18 protein-coding genes are annotated in these 19,601 nt (G+C 38.0%); 6 read left to right on the top strand and 12 right to left on the bottom strand.

Annotated features, from left to right (window positions below):
• Positions 1-76: 76 nt before the first annotated feature.
• A complete protein-coding gene (gene rsfS / locus ACN0TV_RS08205) occupies positions 77-445 on the bottom strand; it encodes a ribosome silencing factor (RefSeq protein ID WP_417361916.1) in 369 nt (122 codons plus the stop codon).
• Positions 446-540: 95 nt separating this feature from the next.
• On the opposite strand from rsfS, the gene ACN0TV_RS08210 reads away from it, so the two are divergent.
• The gene (locus ACN0TV_RS08210; protein ID WP_417361918.1) at positions 541-1,272 is read left to right on the top strand and encodes a biotin--[acetyl-CoA-carboxylase] ligase; all 732 of its coding nucleotides are present in this window, start codon (positions 541-543) and stop codon (positions 1,270-1,272) included.
• Between the two features lie 40 nt (positions 1,273-1,312).
• Here the strand turns inward: ACN0TV_RS08210 and lipB are convergent, their stop codons facing one another.
• The 3 genes from lipB to ACN0TV_RS08225 all read right to left on the bottom strand — a co-directional run bounded on the left by lipB (position 1,313) and on the right by ACN0TV_RS08225 (position 3,160).
• Positions 1,313-2,038 carry a lipoyl(octanoyl) transferase LipB gene (gene lipB, locus ACN0TV_RS08215; RefSeq protein WP_417361920.1) on the bottom strand — a complete coding sequence of 242 codons (726 nt, stop codon included), beginning with the start codon at positions 2,036-2,038 and terminating at the stop codon, positions 1,313-1,315.
• A gap of 70 nt (positions 2,039-2,108) precedes the next feature.
• On the bottom strand, positions 2,109-2,267 hold the full coding sequence (locus ACN0TV_RS08220; RefSeq protein WP_008990898.1) for a YqaE/Pmp3 family membrane protein: 159 nt from the start codon (positions 2,265-2,267) through the stop codon (positions 2,109-2,111).
• 302 nt (positions 2,268-2,569) lie between these two features.
• The gene (locus ACN0TV_RS08225; protein WP_417361922.1) at positions 2,570-3,160 is read right to left on the bottom strand and encodes a hypothetical protein; all 591 of its coding nucleotides are present in this window, start codon (positions 3,158-3,160) and stop codon (positions 2,570-2,572) included.
• Between the two features lie 122 nt (positions 3,161-3,282).
• On the opposite strand from ACN0TV_RS08225, the gene ACN0TV_RS08230 reads away from it, so the two are divergent.
• A complete protein-coding gene (locus ACN0TV_RS08230) occupies positions 3,283-3,516 on the top strand; it encodes an ATP-binding protein (RefSeq protein WP_417361924.1) in 234 nt (77 codons plus the stop codon).
• Between the two features lie 88 nt (positions 3,517-3,604).
• Complete coding sequence (lysS, locus tag ACN0TV_RS08235; RefSeq protein WP_417361926.1) at positions 3,605-5,296, top strand: lysine--tRNA ligase; 1,692 nt, start codon at positions 3,605-3,607, stop codon at positions 5,294-5,296.
• 84 nt (positions 5,297-5,380) lie between these two features.
• On the opposite strand, the gene ACN0TV_RS08240 is transcribed toward lysS, so the two are convergent.
• Positions 5,381-7,825 carry a ribonuclease HII gene (locus tag ACN0TV_RS08240; RefSeq protein ID WP_417361928.1) on the bottom strand — a complete coding sequence of 815 codons (2,445 nt, stop codon included), beginning with the start codon at positions 7,823-7,825 and terminating at the stop codon, positions 5,381-5,383.
• A 265-nt stretch (positions 7,826-8,090) separates the two neighbouring features.
• Positions 8,091-8,690, bottom strand: coding sequence for a ribonuclease HII (locus ACN0TV_RS08245; protein ID WP_417361930.1), 600 nt, complete (start codon positions 8,688-8,690; stop codon positions 8,091-8,093).
• A 153-nt stretch (positions 8,691-8,843) separates the two neighbouring features.
• Here ACN0TV_RS08245 and ACN0TV_RS08250 point away from each other — a divergent pair, with 153 nt between their 5' ends.
• Positions 8,844-10,820, top strand: coding sequence for a putative porin (locus ACN0TV_RS08250; protein ID WP_417361932.1), 1,977 nt, complete (start codon positions 8,844-8,846; stop codon positions 10,818-10,820).
• A 30-nt stretch (positions 10,821-10,850) separates the two neighbouring features.
• Positions 10,851-11,945, top strand: a complete 1,095-nt coding sequence (locus tag ACN0TV_RS08255) for an aminotransferase class V-fold PLP-dependent enzyme (RefSeq protein ID WP_417361934.1) — start codon at positions 10,851-10,853, stop codon at positions 11,943-11,945.
• A 7-nt stretch (positions 11,946-11,952) separates the two neighbouring features.
• Here the strand turns inward: ACN0TV_RS08255 and egtB are convergent, their stop codons facing one another.
• From egtB to ACN0TV_RS08285, 6 genes are all read right to left on the bottom strand, one after another.
• Positions 11,953-13,116 (bottom strand): ergothioneine biosynthesis protein EgtB, encoded by a 1,164-nt coding sequence (egtB, locus tag ACN0TV_RS08260; RefSeq protein WP_417361936.1) that lies wholly within the window; start codon positions 13,114-13,116, stop codon positions 11,953-11,955.
• 111 nt (positions 13,117-13,227) lie between these two features.
• Positions 13,228-14,052 (bottom strand): thymidylate synthase, encoded by an 825-nt coding sequence (locus tag ACN0TV_RS08265; RefSeq protein WP_417361937.1) that lies wholly within the window; start codon positions 14,050-14,052, stop codon positions 13,228-13,230.
• 134 nt (positions 14,053-14,186) lie between these two features.
• Entirely contained in the window at positions 14,187-15,803 is a 1,617-nt protein-coding gene (locus ACN0TV_RS08270) for a NupC/NupG family nucleoside CNT transporter (RefSeq protein WP_417361939.1), read from the bottom strand.
• Positions 15,804-15,929: 126 nt separating this feature from the next.
• On the bottom strand, positions 15,930-16,553 hold the full coding sequence (locus ACN0TV_RS08275; RefSeq protein ID WP_417361941.1) for a bifunctional nuclease domain-containing protein: 624 nt from the start codon (positions 16,551-16,553) through the stop codon (positions 15,930-15,932).
• A gap of 87 nt (positions 16,554-16,640) precedes the next feature.
• Complete coding sequence (locus tag ACN0TV_RS08280; RefSeq protein ID WP_417361942.1) at positions 16,641-17,609, bottom strand: electron transfer flavoprotein subunit alpha/FixB family protein; 969 nt, start codon at positions 17,607-17,609, stop codon at positions 16,641-16,643.
• 87 nt (positions 17,610-17,696) lie between these two features.
• The gene (locus tag ACN0TV_RS08285) at positions 17,697-18,437 is read right to left on the bottom strand and encodes an electron transfer flavoprotein subunit beta/FixA family protein (protein ID WP_417361944.1); all 741 of its coding nucleotides are present in this window, start codon (positions 18,435-18,437) and stop codon (positions 17,697-17,699) included.
• A gap of 176 nt (positions 18,438-18,613) precedes the next feature.
• Between ACN0TV_RS08285 and ACN0TV_RS08290 the strand changes: the two genes are divergently transcribed.
• Positions 18,614-19,591, top strand: a complete 978-nt coding sequence (locus ACN0TV_RS08290; RefSeq protein WP_417361946.1) for a pyruvate dehydrogenase complex E1 component subunit beta — start codon at positions 18,614-18,616, stop codon at positions 19,589-19,591.
• Positions 19,592-19,601 lie beyond the last annotated feature (10 nt).

The following is a 19,601-nucleotide window of genomic DNA, read 5'->3' on the forward strand; positions in this document are numbered from 1 at the left end:
TTCTAATAGTTTAGCTTAAAGCTAAGTATTACAATAGCTTGTCTTTATTCTTTAATTTTAGAAATCTGATTTGGGTTTAATTAGATGGTATGGTAGTTAATTTAGCATCTCCCCAAAGTCCTTCGATATCGTAATATTCTCTGATGTGTTTTTGAAAAACGTGTACGACAACATTGACATAGTCCATGAGAACCCATTCCGCATAATCTGTTCCTTCTACATGCCATGGTTTGTCTTTGATTTCACGACTAACAGTTTTTTGGATAGAATTCACAATGGCGTTCACTTGGGTGTTTGAAGTACCATTGCATATTATGAAGTAATCACAAACCGTGTTTTCAATATCTCTTAAATCAAGAATACTTATGTCCTTTCCCTTAACCTCTTCAATCCCTTTTAAGATAAATGTTATTAATTGATCTGTGCTACTATTTGTGTTTACCATTAATTTTTTTTTATTTTCACAAAGTTATTATTTTTTTAGTTCTTTAGCTACCCCTATAGACATAACATTACCGTGGTAAATGTAATACTATTTAGATGAAATTAATCAAACTTAATGCCATTGATTCGACCAATACCTATTTAAAAGGCTTGGTCTCAAAAAAAGAGCTCGAAGATTACACCGTCGTGATGGCAGAGTCGCAAACACAAGGTCGGGGTCAAATGGGTACTAAATGGGTGGTCGAACCTGGTCAAAACCTTACCTTTAGTATCTTTAAGAAGATAAGCTGCCTCAAAAGCGATGAACAATTTTACCTCAGTATTGCTGTTTCTCTAGCTATTTATGATGCCCTTACTTTTTTCAATATTCCCGATTTACGCATTAAATGGCCGAATGACATTTTGTCGTGGAATTCAAAAGTTTGTGGTATTTTGATCGAAAACATATTTAAAAACGGACATATGAGTGCTGCGGTAATCGGTATAGGTCTTAATTTAAATCAGTCAGATTTCGATGGAATGATCAACGCGAGCTCTCTAAAAAAAATTACAGGAGTTTATTATAACAAAGTCGAGGTGTTGCATAAAATAGTGGATTGCATCGAGTTTTACGAATCCTGGGTAGTAAATCGAAAGTTTGCAGATCTGAAAAGATGTTATGAGGATCTTTTGTTTAGAAAAGACAAGCCTTCTACATTTAAACGCCAAGATGGAAGCCTTATGATGGGGTTCATCAAAGGTATCAGTGACCAGGGGCTCCTAAAGGTGCTGTTGGAGGATGAAATTATCGAGCATTTCGACTTAAAAGAGCTCCGCTTGCTTTACTAAGAGTTTGGGTATGGTGCGCTGTTCGGATATAAAATGAACTCTAGCTTTCTATTTTCGCGCTTTCTGTCGTTACGATCTCTGCTTCAAAAACTTCTTGAAAGTGTTTTAGAAGTTTTTCTTTAACCTCGGATTCGTCAAGGTGTGTTTGGCCTAATTCAACGTTTAATGAAGTAACCCCTTTACCTCTAATTCCACAAGGGATGATATTGTCAAAATAGCCCAGATTGGCATTGACATTTAGGGCAAAGCCATGCATGGTAATCCATCGAGATGCTCGAACACCCATAGCGCAAATCTTTCTTGCAAATGGTGTTCCGGCGTCAAGCCATACGCCTGTTTCTCCCTCACTGCGACTGGCTTTTATGCCGTATTCATCCAAGGTGCGGATAATGACTTCCTCCAAAAAGCGAAGGTATTTATGAATGTCAGTAAAAAAGTTATCTAAATCTATGATCGGATAGCCTACAATTTGGCCGGGACCATGATAGGTGATATCGCCACCTCTGTTGATTTTGTAAAAGCTTGCGTTTTTCTCTTCAAGTTGCTTGTTGTTCAGGAGTAGGTTACTCAAATCACCACTTTTCCCCAATGTGTACACATGCGGATGCTCAACAAATAAAAAGTAGTTGTCGGTAGGGATTTCTAATGATTCTTTGCGATTTTTTGATTTGACATCAAATATAGATTGAAAGAGTGCTTCCTGATAATCCCAGGTTTCTTTATAGTCTCTGTTTCCTAGATCTTCTAAAATTACCTTCTTATTCATGTTGCAAAGATACGGTTTCCTTTTTTTTAAAGCGATAACCTTGCCTTGAAGTTAGTAGAAATTACCTTGATTAAGACTTGGGGTTGTTGAGGATTACTAATGCCGCAATTATTCCTGGCACCCATCCACAAAGGGTAAGTAAAAATACAATAACGATAGATCCACATCCCTTATCCAAAACAGCTAAAGGGGGCAATATAATAGATAAAAGTACTCTCCAAATACTCATTTTGTTGTGTTTTAATTATTTTAAGGCCATTACTCGGCGCAAATGTAATAGATGATTTAATTATAAGACGTACGTTTAACTCTTTTGTTACATATTGTCTTAGGTATTATGACCTAAATACAGGGGATTGGTGTTCTTTGCAGTAAATTAGTAATCCCGATTTTTGGAAAGTGGTGGATATCAATTCAATCATGATTTGACATTAGTTGTAGAAGATATTAAATCCTTAATTCAGCTAAAATGGTCCACATATAGGGAGGTGAATTTCTATTTCTGGTCCATTTGGTAAGTACTTCTAAGCACTATTTATACTTAGACATTACTTCTAATAGTCGAAAATTTTCATGGTAGCACAAGGGTGGATACGAAATAGCTGTTTGTACTTTTAGTCGGTAGGTGTAGCCTTGTTTAAAATTGAACCCTTCAATATGAGTCACCGGTCTAGGTCTACTCTCACCTGTGATCTTTGTCAAATAGGCCGGTCTTGGTTCGCTTCTTCTAGGTATAAAGGTAATCATAACCGGGGCTACCTCCATGGTGTTTTCGGAAAGTACCTCTGGTAAATTAGCTATTTTCTTAGAAATGGTTTCAATGTATTCGTAAATGATATTTAATTCCTTTTGCGCTGCATGTTTGATGGTTATTTTTGTAGCCTTAATGACATAATGGAACCCCTTTTTGTACTCAAAATTATCAAAACTTTCTCCAGGGCTGAGAAGTAAATGCTTTTCTGGATCTGTGCCTTCGGAGTACTGTAAGAATTCACCATACATATCATCGGAAAACAAGTATTCGTTATAGGCGGTTTCAGGGTATATGTGTAGTTCAACAATTTCCTTGTGATCTGTAACGTTATCTCCGCTACCGCTAAAAAGAAAGGGAGCTAGTGTCAAAACAATATAGGTGTTTAATATTTTATAGGTTAGTTTTATATAGTTAACTACTTAGATGCTGCATCCTGGAAATGGTTGCTTTTAAAAATAATACTATAAAAATCCCAACCTAATAAAGCCAAGTGATTTTTCACGGAAAAAAGAAAAACTTTGGTAATTTTAAAGATGATTTCGGTCCAAAGAAAATCGACCGAAAACAGTGTAATATGATTTTGGATTTGATAGATGAACCGTACAGATGCTCCTCAACCATTATCTCTTCTCAACTGATTGTGAATACATGGTTTAACTGCTTTGCGGAGCCGACAATTGCTGGTGCAATAATAGATAAAGTAACCAACAGTCATTCCGTATAAAATTGGAAGGTCTGCAAAAGCCTATAAATTGATTGATAGATTGTTAAATACTCACTATCTTTGCGGGCTTAAATTCAGAATTACATATATGCAACTTTCAGAACAAGAAATTATTCGCAGAGAAAAACTCGGCAAGTTAAGAGACTTGAATATAGATCCGTATCCGGCTGCTTTGTACCCGGTTGATCATACCACCAAAAAGGTGAAGAATAATTTTGAAATCGATAAGAAGGTTGTGTTGGCTGGAAGGTTGATGAGTCGTCGTATCCAAGGTAAAGCTTCTTTTGCTGAACTACAGGATAGCGAGGGTAGAATCCAGTTGTATTTTAACCGTGATGAAATCTGTCCAGGTGAGGACAAAATTTTATATAATGAGATTTATAAAAAACTGCTGGACATTGGTGATATCATCGGTGTTGAAGGTGTGTTATTTAAAACTCAAGTAGGGGAGATGACTGTTATGGTGAAAAACTTTACAGTTTTAAACAAATCACTGCGTCCATTGCCGCTGCCTAAGGTAGATGCTCAAGGGCATGTGTTTGATGATTTTAGTGATCCTGAACTTCGCTACCGTCAGCGATATGTTGATTTAATAGTGAATCCTCACGTGAAAGAAACCTTCATTAAAAGAACTAAAATTACCACGAGTATTCGGGACTTTTTCAATAATCGAGGTTATTTGGAGGTTGAAACTCCAATTTTACAGTCTATTCCTGGTGGCGCTGCCGCGCGTCCATTTGTGACACATCACAATGCCCTTAACATTCCACTATATCTAAGAATTGCGAACGAGTTGTATTTGAAACGACTTATCGTCGGAGGATTTGATGGAGTGTATGAGTTTGCAAAGGACTTTAGGAATGAGGGGATGGATAAAACTCATAACCCTGAGTTCACTGTAATGGAACTTTATGTCTCTTATAAAGATTACCATTGGATGATGGAGATGACAGAAGAGCTATTAGAAAAAGTAGCTGTGGAATCTAATGGAAGTTCTAAGGTGACCGTAGGAGAAAACGAAATTGACTTTAAAGCACCTTACCCAAGAGTGCCAATTTTACAAGCGATTAAAGATCATACTGGCTTTGATGTTGCGGATATGGATGAGGTTGGACTTCGTGAGGTATGTCAAAAACTTAACATTCCTACGGATGAAAGTATGGGAGTTGGAAAGCTTATCGATGAGATTTTTGGAGAAAAGTGTGAAGCATACTACATACAGCCTACCTTTATTACAGATTATCCAAAAGAGATGAGTCCGCTTACTAAAGAGCATCGAGATAATCCAAAGCTGACTGAACGTTTTGAGTTGATGGTCAACGGAAAGGAATTGGCCAATGCCTATTCTGAGTTAAATGACCCAATTGATCAAAGAGCTCGTTTTGAGGATCAATTAAAACTTTCTGAAAAGGGAGATGATGAGGCTATGTTTATTGATCAGGACTTCTTAAGAGCTCTAGAATACGGAATGCCACCGACTTCTGGTATCGGAATTGGAATCGATCGATTGGTGATGCTTATGACCAATAACTCATCCATTCAAGAGGTTTTATTTTTCCCGCAGATGCGACCTGAGAAAAAAACTGAGGTGGTTCTTAACGAGGAAGAAAAACTTGTCTTTGAGCTTCTGAAAGCAGAACAAAAAATGCTATTGGATACTCTTAAAGAGAAGTCAGGCTTAAGCAATAAGAAATGGGATAAAACCATTAAAGGACTTACCAAACACAAGGTAGTTAAAGTTGAAAAAACTGACGACGGCTTGTATTGTGAAGTGGTTTAAGTAAGCGTTTATAAATCGTAAAAAGTGCATAGGAAATTGTTTCACAACAACCTATGCGCTTTTTTGTTTTGTCATTTAATTATGTTAGTTGATTTTATAGCAGATAACCGAATTATTGTCACCCTTGGTGACCATTTCTAACTTGTTGTCATTATCCATATCATCTAGATCAATTCTAGAATCCCCGAATACCGGGAAGTTCTCCATCAGTTCAGCATCACTGTTGAACAGATACACCTTATTGGTTTGAAGATCGGTCGTGGTGACGTAAATCACATCGTTGATATAATAAATTTTAGGTAAGGTATAAATACCAAAATCCAGGGTCGTCGAATTGTCCTTTATCGTTAATACATTTTCTGAAATGCTAGCCAGGGTCTTTGTGGTTGCATCAATAAGGTGTTGGTCCTTTAAGTTGAGTTCCAATTTATTGATGCCACCATTTTGATCGATTTGTATGAGGTCTCCATCGGCGTTTGTGGTAGTGAATTTACCATCATAGAGGTACACTTGGTTACCTGAAAAATCTATGGTGCCTTTGACATTGATTCGAACATCACCTGTACGGTGAAGGATGTCTAACTTCCCATTACTTTCCTGGAAAATAAGATAATCTTTAGAACCGATTCTAATGTGTTTTGGGTTGTTGATGATAGAGTTTTTAGCCTTTCTGAAGGTGAAACCATTCACTGATTTTCCGTTGCGATCATACATTTTTACGTCCTGATCCATGACCACTACAAAGCGATAGTCCTTCGTCTTACTGTAATCGAATACTGATAATGGCTGGGTGATGGTTCCTTTAAATTCAATAGGGAAAGGAGAAACATCTTTTCCGTTTCTATCCACTATCATGAGTTTTGATGCTGTGGTAAACGCCAGTTGAAGTCTACCATTTCTGTAGAGATCCACCTGAGTGATTTCCCCTCTTATTTTGCTGTCTAATTTTTTCTTCCACAATACTTTCCCTTCCGTTGAAATGAGATACAGATTGTTCTCCACGTCTTGAACCACTATTTCTTTCTTTTTAGTGTAGTGATTCAATACGAATTGTGGGTTTGTGGCAACCTCTGCGTCCAATATAGTGGAAAATATTTGGGTGATCAAATTGGAGTTTACCGTTGAGGTGTTTGCTTTTTTGAGTAAGGTATGGAAATGTGCAAAATCTCCTTCTGCGATATACTGGAAGGCAATAAATTTATACTCTCCCAAGTCCTTTTCGGAGAAATAATCTTTAAAATTGTCATTTAGAATAGCTTTGTTTCCCTTGATCTTATTTAAATTTCCAATCACCAGTATCGAAGATTCGCCTGCGAGTTCATTACGAAGCGTTTTGTAACTTGACAATTGGGCTAGGGTAGCATTGTTCTGAAAATTGGTTATCATGCTCTCTAATGGTTCCATAGCATTGGTGAACACGTAAAAGCTACCGACTTTCGCGACATGCTTGCTCTTTATTTTTGGGAATAACTTCGGATAATGTTTTGAAACTACAGTGCTGTCATTGAGGTTCCAAATTACAAAGTCTCGAAAATCGCCTTGGTCCTTTACATATTTCTGTAAACGATCTTCAAAATCCAGGTTGTCTGAGGTACTCACTGCAAATATCTGTTGATCACTTATGCCAATTTTAAGCAATTCACGTGAATTGTAAAATAGAGAATCTGTGGTGTTTTTGTTTTCAACTAATCCAGAGTTCTCGCTGTTAAGGGAAATAAAGTAATCTGCATTTATGGGGACAATATCCGCTCCCTCGCTGGTTGCGGGAGTGGTATTCGTTACGAGGTCTAAGGTGTTTTTACTTCCCGGGTTATTTAAGGCCACGCCATTTAATTTGATGTAGTCCTGTGTTATTTTGCTATCAAAAGAAGTCCAGTCATTTAGTTGAGTTACCTCATTTGCTAATGGGCCTGATAGAACGGTTGAAAATAAGTTTTCACCTTGTTTATGGTTTACAAAGATATTGGCAGAGGAGTTGTTCTGTGCTACCTCAAAGAGTTTTACCAAACTTGGATCTGCCTTAAGATCTCCCTGACTTCTAATGAGATTTTCAATGATGAGTTTAGAAGAAGATCCGATGAAATAATTCTTAAAAAAAGTGCTGTATACCTTGTGTTTGTCGATAGTTAAAACCCGAATAGATGCGGATTCATAAGTGAGGGTTTCAATGGTGCGATTCACTGTGGAATCAATGGAAAATAATTCATTGTGTTTTTTTGTGATAAAGGTATAGTCATAGTTCCCTTTGCCAATTTCATTTATAGCCAATAGCGAAGGGTCCTTGGTCTGAATATAACTTAAAGTGGATAGCAGTGATTTGCTGTCCAAATAAGCATTGGATCCTTTGGTGAGCTCCAAAAAATCATTGTTGATCAATTCGCTTTTGAAGGCTTGAAAGTCATTGATCTTGATGACTACTGCAGCCTTTCTGGGGGTATAATGGATAATGTCTGATACTGGGATGACAGCCTCTTGGCAAGAGTGAAATCCTAAACAAACTATGAGAATAATTCCAAAAAAATATTTCATTTGGCCGTTTTTAATTTAATGGTTCAAAACTTTTTAAAACATGCTGCTTATCAAATTCTGAACGTGACCGCATTGGTCCAACTGAATTTATGTTGCAAAATCTTTGATTACAAAAATATGAGTTACAATTTAAACAATTTGAAAAATCAAGTTTAATTGTGTGAACTCATACTTTCTCTGGTTTTGCTTTGTGGGCATTCCACGGATTTATTGGGATGCTTTATGTTTAACGTCTTTAACATCAAAGTGTTGTGTTTTTGTGATATCATAAATCTAGTTTTAGCTGTTGGGGAAGCAGTCGAAATGATTTTCTGTGATATTCAGTACTTCCATATTTTCGAATAGCTTCTCGATGCTCTTTAGTTGGATACCCTTTATTTTTTTTCCAATTGTACATCGGGAATTCTTCGTGAATTTTATTCATAAACTCGTCGCGATACGTTTTGGCTAAAATTGAAGCCGCCGCAATACTTAAGTATTTACCATCTCCTTTTATGATGCACTCATGTGGTATTTCTTGGTAGTTTTTAAATTTATTGCCGTCCACAATGATGAATTCAGGTTGGTATAGGAGTTGCTCTAGCGCATGGTGCATACCGAGAATCGACGCGTTTAAAATATTAATGCGATCGATTTCTTTTGGGTCGATGTGAACTACGGCATAGGCATGGACCTGTTCTTCAATGATAGGTCGCAGTTGTTCTCTCTTTTTTTCTGACAGCTGTTTGGAATCATTTATAAGCTCGCTTTGAAAACCCTCTTTTAGGATGACGGCAGCGGCCGTAACGGGACCCGCAAGGCAACCACGACCCGCCTCGTCAGTTCCGGCTTCTAAAATCAGATTACTATAGGTGTTTAATAGCACTTTATATAATTTTTATCAATGCGAATTTAAGAAATTCCTATTCGATGGATAAAATTCGATAATAGGTAAATTGAAACTTTTAATTTCGTTCAAATAGTATACCTTTGTTTTTGAAGATGTAGCCTAACAAGTGTGTGCTAAAAGAATTAACGTGTGAAATACTTTAACAGCTTATTTATATTTTTCTTCTCGCTGGGTAGTTGTTTTATCTACGCCCAAGAGGAAACAACAGTACAGAAGGTTAACGACACTACCACTGTACTTTCCGGAAAGGCAAAAACTCCTAAGAAAGAAGAGGAGAAATTTCCAATTACTGATTATAAAATCATCTCTTACGAGCGTGACACTACCTATTTTGATACGACACTGACCATTTACAAACAGTATAAATATAATTATTTAAGAAAGGATAATTTTGAGCTTCTCCCTTTCAATAACATAGGGCAAACTTATAATCGCCTTGGCGCGATGACAAGAGTAAAGGGTATGTATCCTAGATTAGGAGCAGAAGGAAAGCATTTCAGCTACATGGAAGTCGAAGATATCGATTACTACCGTGTTCCGACCCCTACTACCGAGCTGATGTATAAGACAGTGATGGAGCAGGGACATATCTTGGACGCAATGATTACTGTAAATCCTTCGCCTCAACTCAATATGTCTATAGCCTATAAAGGAATGCGTTCCTTGGGGAAGTACCAACATATTTTATCCAGTACAGGTAATTTTAGATTCACCTCGAGCTATCATTCCAAAGACAAAAAGTATTTTCTACGCCTGCATTATGCAGGTCAGGATATCCTGAATCAAGAAAATGGAGGATTGCTCATTCCACAGCAGTTTACTAGTGGTGATGAAGAGTTTGTGGATCGTTCTCGAATTGATGTTAAATTTGAAGATGCGGAGAATTTCTTGTTGGGCAAGCGCTACTTTTTAGATCATGAATATTTTATTTTTAAAGAACAGGACTCTTTAAAAAACTATGGACTGTCTGTAAGACATGAGCTTGCGTATGAGACCAAGAGTTATGAATTTAGAAAGGAATCAGCGAGCACTTATTTTGGACAATCATACCAGGCCTCAAAATTGCATGACAAGTCAAAACTCAAGACCTTTAATAACTTATTGAGCTTAAATTATCAAAATAAGATTATAGGTAGGGCTAGTTTTTTGGCTAACTTCTATAAATACAATTATTATTTCAACAGTATTGTAGTAGGACCGGAGGGAACCATTACCAACCAATTAAAAGACCAGGAAATTGCCCTTGGCGGAAAATGGGAAAAGACCATTGGAGGTTTTTCACTTAAAGGATCATTGATGCAAAATATCGTTGGTGAAATGGGGGGTACCCAATTGGATGCTCAAATGGGCTATCAATTGACTGACGCGATTCATCTTGGTGCTTCAATAAATGCCTCTACACGTATGCCTAACTTTAATTATCTCTTATATCAAAGTGATTATAAGGGATACAACTGGCAGCATACGGATGATTTTGAAAAGCAAAAGTTCAGTACGTTCAGTGGAAAGTTGAGTCATCAGAAATGGGGTAGCCTTGAGGTTGAATATACCGTTAGAGATGGTTATGCTTATTTTAGAGAGCATGCCACCTATGATAGTATCTCTGGTGTGGATACAGAGCAATTGGTCACTGCCGAACAATTTAATGGAAGTATCAATTCTATTAAGGTGAAGTTTCAAAATGATATTCATTTCTTAAGGAATTTAGGTCTAGCCAATACCATTATGTATCAAAATGTAAGTCAGAGTGAAAACATTCTGAATGTGCCACAGATCACCACACGCCAATCTTTGTATTACGCTAACGACTTGTTTCAAAAAGCCCTTTATTTTCAGACAGGAGTTGAATTGAAGTATTTTTCGAAATATTATATGAATTCATATAGTCCTGTATTGGGGGAACTATTAATTCAGGATCGTGAAGAGTTTGGTGGTTATCCTATGCTTGATTTCTTTATCAATGCAAGGGTTCAACGTACACGTATTTATTTGAAAGCAGAACACGTGAATTCCCTTTTCGGTGAAAAGGAATATTATTCAGCTCCTTTCAATCCTTATCGAGATTTTATTATAAGATTTGGGGTGGTGTGGAATTTCTTTACCTAAGCCGAGCTCAGAGCCATAAAACAAAATTATATGACAATAGAACAGTTTGCTAAAGATTATCCAGCGGTAACGAGATTTTGCTATCTTAATACTGCAGCCTCTGGCCTTTTAGGTGAGAGTCTCATGGAATGGCGTCAAAACCATGATATTGATTTTTTAATTGGAGGAAGTCAATTTCGATTGTCTGCCGATCAAACTGTAAACGGCGTTAGGACAGATGTTGCCAATTACTTTAGCGCTGAGGTTAATGACACCTTTTTAACACCAAGCTTTACCTTTGCATTAAAAGCCTTAGTGAGTGGATTGAATAACGACCAATCGGTGCTTCTTTTGGAAGACGATTATCCTTCGTTGAGTTTTCCTTTTGTTTCAAATGGATTTAAGGTGGAAACCTTGGCGATAACTTCTGATTTAGAGGATCGCATAGTTCAATATTTCCAAAACAACACACCTGATATTTTTGCCTTTAGTTTGGTGCAATACATTAGTGGAATTAAATTAGATCTTAACTTTATAAATTCGCTTAAGAAAGAGTACCCCGAAGTACTTTTTGTAGCCGATGCGACTCAGTATAGCGGTACGGAAATGTTCTCCTTTAAGGATTCGGGGATTGATGTCTATGGTGGAAGTGGTTATAAGTGGTTGCTTTCCGGTTATGGCAATGCTTATATATTGGTTAAGGAAGCGCATCACAATAAATTTTATAACAATACACTTTCGATAGAACCTTTAAAACAGCCTTTTTTACAATCCAAAAGTCATATACAGCTTCATTTGGAGTCAGGGCATTTGGATACGCTTAATATCGGGAGTTTGGGCTATAGTTTAAAACAGTTTGCGGCAATCGGCCAAGAAGTGATTCAAAATCATATTGCCGAAGTGTCTGCCTATGCAAAAGATCAATTCCTTGCCCTAGGACTTCTAGAGGAGCTTATCGAAAAGCGAACTGCGAGTCATTCAAATATATTTAATATTGCAATTACCGATAAACAGGTACAGTTGCTTAATGAACGCAATATCATACACTCCAAGAGAGGAAAAGGGGTACGATTAAGTTTTCACCTCTACAACACTAAAAAAGATGTTGATAAGGTGGTGAAACTGCTCCGAACCGATAGAAGGTAAAATTGAGTTAACCCTTAGCTAAACGAATTCCACTAAAGAGCCATCTTAATGACGGGTGGTAGAAGTTTCTATAGGTGTATCGTGTATGGTTTTTGGAAGTGACTACAGATCCTCCGCGTAGTACTTTTTTATTGACCATGAAATTTTGGTTGTACTCCCAAATGAAATCTGTTCGTTTTTTAAACTTTGGATAAGGCTGATAGGCGCTCTCTGTCCATTCCCATCGTTTTCCCCAATCAAAATGGTCCTGAGCTACCTCCCATTCAAATTCTGTAGCTAGACGCAAATCACGCCATGTTGCATAGGCGAATGCTTCATAAAAAGAAACATGGGTTACCGGGGCTTCGAGATCCAATACACGCATTCCCTTTAGGGTATACTGTTGCCATTGTCCATCGACAAAATGCCAATACATAGGTGTTCTTATATGATGCCTCTTAAGCCATTGCCAGCCCTCTGTATGCCATAAATTGTCATTATCATAACCTCCATCCAATATGAATTCTAAATACTCACCGTTGGTTATGAGTTTGTTGGAGATTTTATAATTATTGAGATAGACCTTATGTTTGCCAAGCTCGTTGTCAAAACAAAAATCGGTGGTGGCATGACCTATTTCATAGAGTCCTTCTTTGACCTTAATCCACTTGTTTTTTTGTTTTTCAATAATGTTTTCTTCATAGGTCTCTGAATATCGAGGGCGTAAAGGGTTACTACCTAATAGGTATTTGATGTCTGAAAACAACAATTCCTGATGTTGTTTCTCATGCTGTATTCCCAGGGTTAGGAGAAAAGACATCTCCTGATCAGGATGATCGTCTAAGAATTCTGCCAAATAATTGGTGATATGATCACGATATTCATAGACTTCCTCTACAGAAGGTCGCGAGAGATTGCCTCGGCTGGATCTGATTTGACGATCTTCAATATGCTGGTATGCACTGTTGAAAATATGCTTAAATGCAGGGTTAAACTCCTGATAATTTTTATCAAATTTTTTAAGAATGAACTCTTCAAAGAACCAACTCGTATGGCCTAAATGCCATTTTGGTGGAGACATATAATTGCGTAACTGAATCACGTAATCCTCTTGCGTTAAGGGTGCGCAAATTTCTTCGGTTGTTTGCCTAGTTTGTATGAAGTCGCCAATAATTTGGTTGGAGATTAACATGTAGTATACATTTACACTGTTTGATGTCCTAAAATTAATGATTTTATAACAATTCGAATAGTGTTAAGGCGTAAAAGTTGATTTAAAGGCTTGTAGCGATAATACTTGTCATTATACGGCTACACGTCCTTTGATGTGCGGATGTGGATCGTAGTTCTCCAGACTAAAATCATCAAAGGTAAAATCGAATATGGATGTAATCTCTGGATTTAACTTCATAGTAGGTAAAGACCTCGGTGTTCTGGAGAGTTGCAATTCTAATTGTTCGAAGTGATTGTTGTAGATGTGTGCATCACCGAAGGTGTGGATGAAGTCGCCTGCTTGGTAGCCGCAAACTTGTGCCATCATCATGGTCAATAGGGCATAAGAGGCGATGTTAAACGGTACGCCTAAGAATATGTCGGCACTTCTTTGGTACAGCTGACAAGATAATTTACCGTTTGCGACATAAAATTGGAAAAATGCATGGCAGGGTGGAAGAGCAGCCTTACCGTTTGCTACATTCTGAGAAAAACTTGCGGAGTTATCTGGAAGTACACTGGGATTCCATGCACTGACTAGCATACGTCGGCTATTAGGATTGTTTTTTAGGGTATCAATGACTTCAGTTATTTGATCAATTTCTTCGCTGTTCCAGTTGCGCCATTGATGGCCATAAACAGGGCCTAGATCGCCATTTTCATCCGCCCATTCATTCCAGATGCGAACACCGTTTTCTTGTAAATACTCAATATTAGTATCTCCTTTTAGAAACCACAACAACTCATAGATAATTGATTTTAAGTGTAACTTTTTGGTGGTAACCATCGGAAAACCTTCGCTGAGATCAAAGCGCATTTGATAACCGAAGACACTTTTTGTACCCGTACCTGTACGGTCCCCTTTTTCATTGCCATTTTCAAGAACGTGTCTAACCAAATCGTGATACTGCTTCATCTCCTTGTTGTTTATTGTTGTTGGAATTTAATCTTTAAATCTAAACTTTTGCATGAAAGTAAAAGTTGGATTCAGACTCAGGGCTAAAATATGAAAACTATCTTTAATTATTCAATTTATATCCTTTTCTAAGATTAACCTAAAATCATTCCTGCGATAGTGGCTGATAACAAGGAAGCAAGTGATCCTCCTATAACGGCCTTTATTCCAAATTCAGATAGGGTTTTACGTTGGCCGGGTGCTAGAGAGCCGATGCCTCCGATCTGAATACCTATGGAAGCGAAATTTGCGAAACCGCATAACATGTATGTAGCCATGATTACGGATTTGTTATAGGTAAAATGAGTGCCGCTGGCAATGTTTTTCAATTCTGACAATTGGATATACCCCACAAATTCACTTGCGGCTAATTTAATACCCAATAATTGACCCATGAGCATCATGTCTTCTTTTGCTACACCGATAAGCCACATTAAGGGTGAAAATACTATCCCTAAAATGGATTCCAATGAAAACGAGGAATAAGGAGTGTAATTGGCCAGCAAAGTGTTTAAACTAGTGATATCTCCTATCCAATTTAGTGCGTAGTTAAGCATGGCAATAAAGGCGATAAATACTAGGAGCATTGCACCGACATTAGCCGCGAGTTTAAGACCTTCAGTAGTTCCGTTTGCAATAGCGTCCAGGATGTTGGATCCGATTTTATCAGCCGTCACTTCTAGGTTGGTATTTACCTTTTCCTGTTGTGGGTATAGCATTTTTGAGATCACAATTGCACCAGGTGCCGCCATTACTGATGCTGCTAGTAAGTGCTTGGCAAAAACCAGGCGTAGCTCAGGATCATCACCTCCCAAAAAGCCAATATAAGCGGCTAGAACACCTCCTGCAACAGTAGCCATTCCTCCGACCATAACCAGTAAGATCTCTGAGCGATTCATGCGTTCCAAGTAGGCTTTGATCATTAGTGGCGCTTCGGTTTGACCAAGGAAAATGTTCCCGGCAACCGAAAGACTTTCTGCTCCGGATATTCCCAAAAGCTTTGTCAACACCCAGGCCATTCCTTTTACTACAACCTGAATAACTCCCAGATAAAATAAAACGGAGGTCAGTGCAGAGAAGAAAATAATAGTGGGTAGCACTTGGAATAAAAAGATATAACCAAAGCTATCTGTATTCATAAGTCCACCAAGTAAAAACTCACTACCTGCGGCTGTAAAGTCTAATATTAAGATAAAAATGCTTCCAAGCCATTCAAAGGTCTTTTGAACCATGGTTATCTCTAATACACCAACGGCTAAAATCAATTGTGCAACAAGGCCTAAGCCTACGGTTCTCCAGTTGATAGCAGCTCTGTTATGACTAAAGAGAAAAGCGATAAAAAGCAAAGCTAACATTCCTAATACTCCACGCCATAAACTGTTAAAACTAAAACCTTGATTCGGAATTATCACGTTCTGAGTAGCAGCTTCTTTCTCTGTAATATTGGAAGAAAGTAGGGGCGCTTCATCATGATCTTCCAATTGTCCTGGAATTTCAACATAGGCTAAATCTAAGTTCTCATCGTTTTGTTTGTAATTATTTTGAAATGTTTCTGTGGCTGAATTGGTGTTGAGATCTCTGTTTTCAAAACTGATTACCGTGGTGGAAACTCGTGAATCTGATTCGGCAACTTTCCATTCTTTTTCGAGATTATGCCCCAAGGCTATCACTGAAAAAAGAATGCTGAATAAGAATGCGATACGTTTTTTCATTAGTTGTAAGGTATGTCTTTTGTGAACGTCAATGTAGCGGTCAGGTTGGTTCTTAAGAGTTTTCTACACCTATGAACAATACATCTAGATAGTATTATAGTTAATTGTTTGAAACCTTGATTTTGATTATTTATTTTTTGGTTCTCTCCTAGAGATCTCATCTCGTATTTTGGCCGCTTTTTCGTAATCCTCACTTCGTACCGCTCCGTCCAAGAGGTCGTGCAACTCCTGTAAGGAATGTGAACGATAAGAACTGTCATCTGTAGAAGGCTTGTCTTCTTTACTGATGATTTCGTCCACAATAATGCTTTCGTTCTCTTTTTCTTCTTTTGGTGAGAATTTTAAATAGATTCCGGCTTTGTCCAAAATGTTTTTGTAGGTAAATATAGGAGCATCAAACCTTAAGGCGAGTGCGATAGCATCACTAGTTCTTGCATCAATAATCTCTTCGATTTTATCCCGTTCACAAATGATACTTGAATAAAACACGCCATCTACTAACTTGTGAATAATGACCTGCTTTACAACGATTTCAAATCGATCGGCAAAGTTTTTAAAAAGGTCGTGGGTTAGCGGGCGGGGAGGTTTGATTTCTTTTTCCAGTGCAATGGCAATAGACTGCGCTTCAAAAGCGCCAATCACAATAGGGAGCTTTCGTTCGCCGTCTACCTCATTGAGAATAAGTGCATAAGCTCCATTCTGGGTTTGGCTGTAGGAAATTCCTTTTATGTTCAATTTTACTAAACTCATACATCATCAAAATAATAAAGGCTGCCTAAATAACGGGACGTATCCCTATAATTTAGACAGCCCTCTGCGGGCACAATTTAGCAAAAATTATGCGTTATTCACTTTAAATTCTTTCAATTTTTCGATCAGCTCAGGCACCACCTTGAATGCATCCCCAATTACACCGTAATCTGCGGCTTTGAAAAAGGGAGCTTCAGGATCATTATTGATGACTAATTTCACCTTTGAAGCATTTACTCCAGCTAAGTGCTGAATGGCTCCAGATATACCGACTGCAACATATAAATTTGCCGCTACTGGTTTACCTGTTTGTCCTACGTGTTCGCTATGTGGTCTCCATCCCATATCCGATACAGGTTTTGAACAAGCTGTTGCAGCGCCTAGTACTTCTGCAAGATCCTCAATAAGGTGCCAATTCTCTGGTCCTTTTAGTCCACGTCCCCCGGATACTACAATATCAGCATCTGCAATCGCAATTTTCCCGGTGGTTTTATCCACAGCGCTTACTTGTATATCAAAATCTTTTTCATCAAAGCTTGGTTGAAAGGATTCGGCACTTGCTGCGGCACTATTTTCTTTAAGGCCGTAAGCGTTATTTGCTAATCCTACAATTTTGACTTCGGAGGTGATTTCTGTGCTATTAAAAGCCTTATTGGAAAAAGCAGTTCGTTTAACCGTAAATGGTTCAGTGCTTTCTGGAAGTGCAACTACATTGGAAGCATAGCCAGCTTTTAATCCTCCTGATAACAGTGGCGCCAAATATTTGGCGTTGGCACTTGAACTAATTACAATTACTTTGCTAGAACTTTGCTCTGCAGCTTGTTGCAGTACGTCGGCATAGGCTTTAGCGTTGAAGTTTTCAAGTTTATCGTCCTTTACTTCAAGGACTTTATCGACTCCGTAATTACCTAGAACGCTGCTGTCTTGCGCATTCACAGTTACTGCTACCACCTGGGTATTTAGCTGATCCGCAATACCTTTAGCGTAGGAGGCAACCTCTAAGGCGCTTTTTTTGAATTTTCCGTTTTCTGATTCGGTATATACTAATATTGACATGTTTCTATCTTTATCGTTTTATGAAATTTTATTGGTTTTTAGCAGTTATTTCTAACTGAGACAAACCATGTTGCTGAGACGAAAAAATCAAATGACTTTCGCCTCGGTGTGTAATAAATCGATTAAGGCATCAAGATTATCAGCCTCTACTAATTTAACGACTCCTTTAGGTGCAGGCTTTTCAAAAGATACGGCCTTTGTCAGGTTAGTTGTTTCTACAGGTTCTAGGACGGTTAATGGTTTTTTTCTTGCCATCATTATGCCACGAACGTTAGGGATCTTTAGCTCACGCTCTTCCACCAATCCCTTTTGGCCTCCCACCACTAATGGAAGTGAAGTTTTAAGGGATTCCTTTCCGCCATCAATTTCTCTGGTAGCCGTTACGGTAGCACCATCAACTTCTAGACCGATACAACTATTGACAAAGTTAAATCCTGTGAGCTCAGCGAGTATTCCTGGAACCATTCCACCGTTGTAATCAATAGATTCTTTACCTGCAATAACGAGGTCATAATCTTTGGCTATTTCTGCTAATTGGACTGCAGTATAATAACCGTCGGTCGGCGTAGCGTTGATGCGGATCGCTTGATCGGCGCCAATCGCTAGTGTTTTTCTAAGAGTAGGTTCAGTGCTGATGTCTCCAACATTTATAACAGTTACTTCAGCCCCTTGTTTTTCCTTAAACCACATGGCACGTGTAAGACCAAATTCATCATTAGGATTAATGATAAATTGCACGCCATTGGTGTCAAACTTCTGATCACCATCTGTAAAATTTATTTTAGATGTGGTATCAGGAACATGACTTATGCAGACTAATATTTTCATTTTTGAAGATGTTTTATATGATGTAAATATATTGTGTAACGAAGATACTGATTAATTTCAGAATATGCTATGCATGCATAATAATTTTTTATCAAAATCTTATGGAGATAGTTGTCCTAGAATTACTATTTTTGCTAAGCTTTTAAAATAGATGTCAATACTATCAAATAATATAAATGAGAACAATTCAGTTTAGAGAGGCAATTTGTGAGGCCATGAGCGAAGAAATGCGCAAAGATGAAACCGTTTATTTAATGGGTGAAGAAGTTGCGGAGTATAATGGTGCCTACAAGGCCTCTAAGGGGATGCTTGATGAATTTGGCCCGGATAGAGTAATTGATACTCCTATCTCCGAGCTTGGTTTTGCGGGAATTGCTGTTGGTTCAGCCATGAATGGGAATAAACCTATTGTGGAGTTTATGACTTTTAACTTCGCCTTGGTGGGGATTGATCAAATCATCAACAATGCGGCGAAGATTCGTCAGATGTCTGGTGGTCAGTTCAACTGTCCAATTGTCTTTAGAGGACCTACTGCATCTGCTGGTCAATTAGCAGCTACGCACTCTCAGGCCTTTGAAAGTTGGTATGCGAACACTCCTGGTTTAAAGGTTATTGTTCCTTCAAATCCATATGACGCAAAAGGTTTGCTTAAAGCGGCTATCCAAGATCCTGATCCAGTGATCTTCATGGAGTCTGAGCAAATGTATGGTGATAAAGGAGAAGTTCCTGAAGGGGAGTATATTATTCCAATTGGGGTTGCTGAAATTAAGAGAGAAGGTAAGGATGTGACCATTGTTTCTTTTGGTAAAATTATCAAGGAGGCCTACACTGCAGCCGAAGAATTGGAAAAAGAAGGCATTAGTTGCGAGATTATCGACCTTAGAACGGTTCGCCCAATGGATCACGATACAATCTTGAACTCTGTTAAGAAAACCAATAGATTAGTGATATTAGAAGAAGCTTGGCCTTTTGGTAACGTAGCTACTGAGATCACTTATCAAGTGCAGTCACAAGCCTTTGATTATTTGGATGCTCCAATAGTTAAGATAAACACTGCAGATACTCCAGCACCGTACTCACCTGTTCTATTTAAAGAATGGTTACCAAATCACAATGATGTGATTAAAGCGGTTAAAAAGGTATTATACAAATAATGATTTTATT

The organism is Galbibacter sp. (assembly GCF_048266365.1).
Taxonomy (GTDB): Bacteria; Bacteroidota; Bacteroidia; order Flavobacteriales; family Flavobacteriaceae; genus Galbibacter.

What these genes read in the sequence shown, in the direction of transcription:
- egtB (WP_417361936.1), bottom strand. Translation starts at nt 13,116, where the DNA reads ATGTTAATCTCCAACCAAATTATTGGCGACTTCATACAAACTAGGCAA.
- ACN0TV_RS08290 (WP_417361946.1), top strand. Translation starts at nt 18,614, where the DNA reads ATGAGAACAATTCAGTTTAGAGAGGCAATTTGTGAGGCCATGAGCGAA.
- ACN0TV_RS08285 (WP_417361944.1), bottom strand. Translation starts at nt 18,437, where the DNA reads ATGAAAATATTAGTCTGCATAAGTCATGTTCCTGATACCACATCTAAA.
- lysS (WP_417361926.1), top strand. Translation starts at nt 3,605, where the DNA reads ATGCAACTTTCAGAACAAGAAATTATTCGCAGAGAAAAACTCGGCAAG.
- ACN0TV_RS08275 (WP_417361941.1), bottom strand. Translation starts at nt 16,553, where the DNA reads ATGAGTTTAGTAAAATTGAACATAAAAGGAATTTCCTACAGCCAAACC.
- ACN0TV_RS08270 (WP_417361939.1), bottom strand. Translation starts at nt 15,803, where the DNA reads ATGAAAAAACGTATCGCATTCTTATTCAGCATTCTTTTTTCAGTGATA.
- ACN0TV_RS08220 (WP_008990898.1), bottom strand. Translation starts at nt 2,267, where the DNA reads ATGAGTATTTGGAGAGTACTTTTATCTATTATATTGCCCCCTTTAGCT.
- rsfS (WP_417361916.1), bottom strand. Translation starts at nt 445, where the DNA reads ATGGTAAACACAAATAGTAGCACAGATCAATTAATAACATTTATCTTA.
- ACN0TV_RS08210 (WP_417361918.1), top strand. Translation starts at nt 541, where the DNA reads ATGAAATTAATCAAACTTAATGCCATTGATTCGACCAATACCTATTTA.
- ACN0TV_RS08280 (WP_417361942.1), bottom strand. Translation starts at nt 17,609, where the DNA reads ATGTCAATATTAGTATATACCGAATCAGAAAACGGAAAATTCAAAAAA.
- ACN0TV_RS08265 (WP_417361937.1), bottom strand. Translation starts at nt 14,052, where the DNA reads ATGAAGCAGTATCACGATTTGGTTAGACACGTTCTTGAAAATGGCAAT.
- ACN0TV_RS08240 (WP_417361928.1), bottom strand. Translation starts at nt 7,825, where the DNA reads ATGAAATATTTTTTTGGAATTATTCTCATAGTTTGTTTAGGATTTCAC.
- lipB (WP_417361920.1), bottom strand. Translation starts at nt 2,038, where the DNA reads ATGAATAAGAAGGTAATTTTAGAAGATCTAGGAAACAGAGACTATAAA.
- ACN0TV_RS08255 (WP_417361934.1), top strand. Translation starts at nt 10,851, where the DNA reads ATGACAATAGAACAGTTTGCTAAAGATTATCCAGCGGTAACGAGATTT.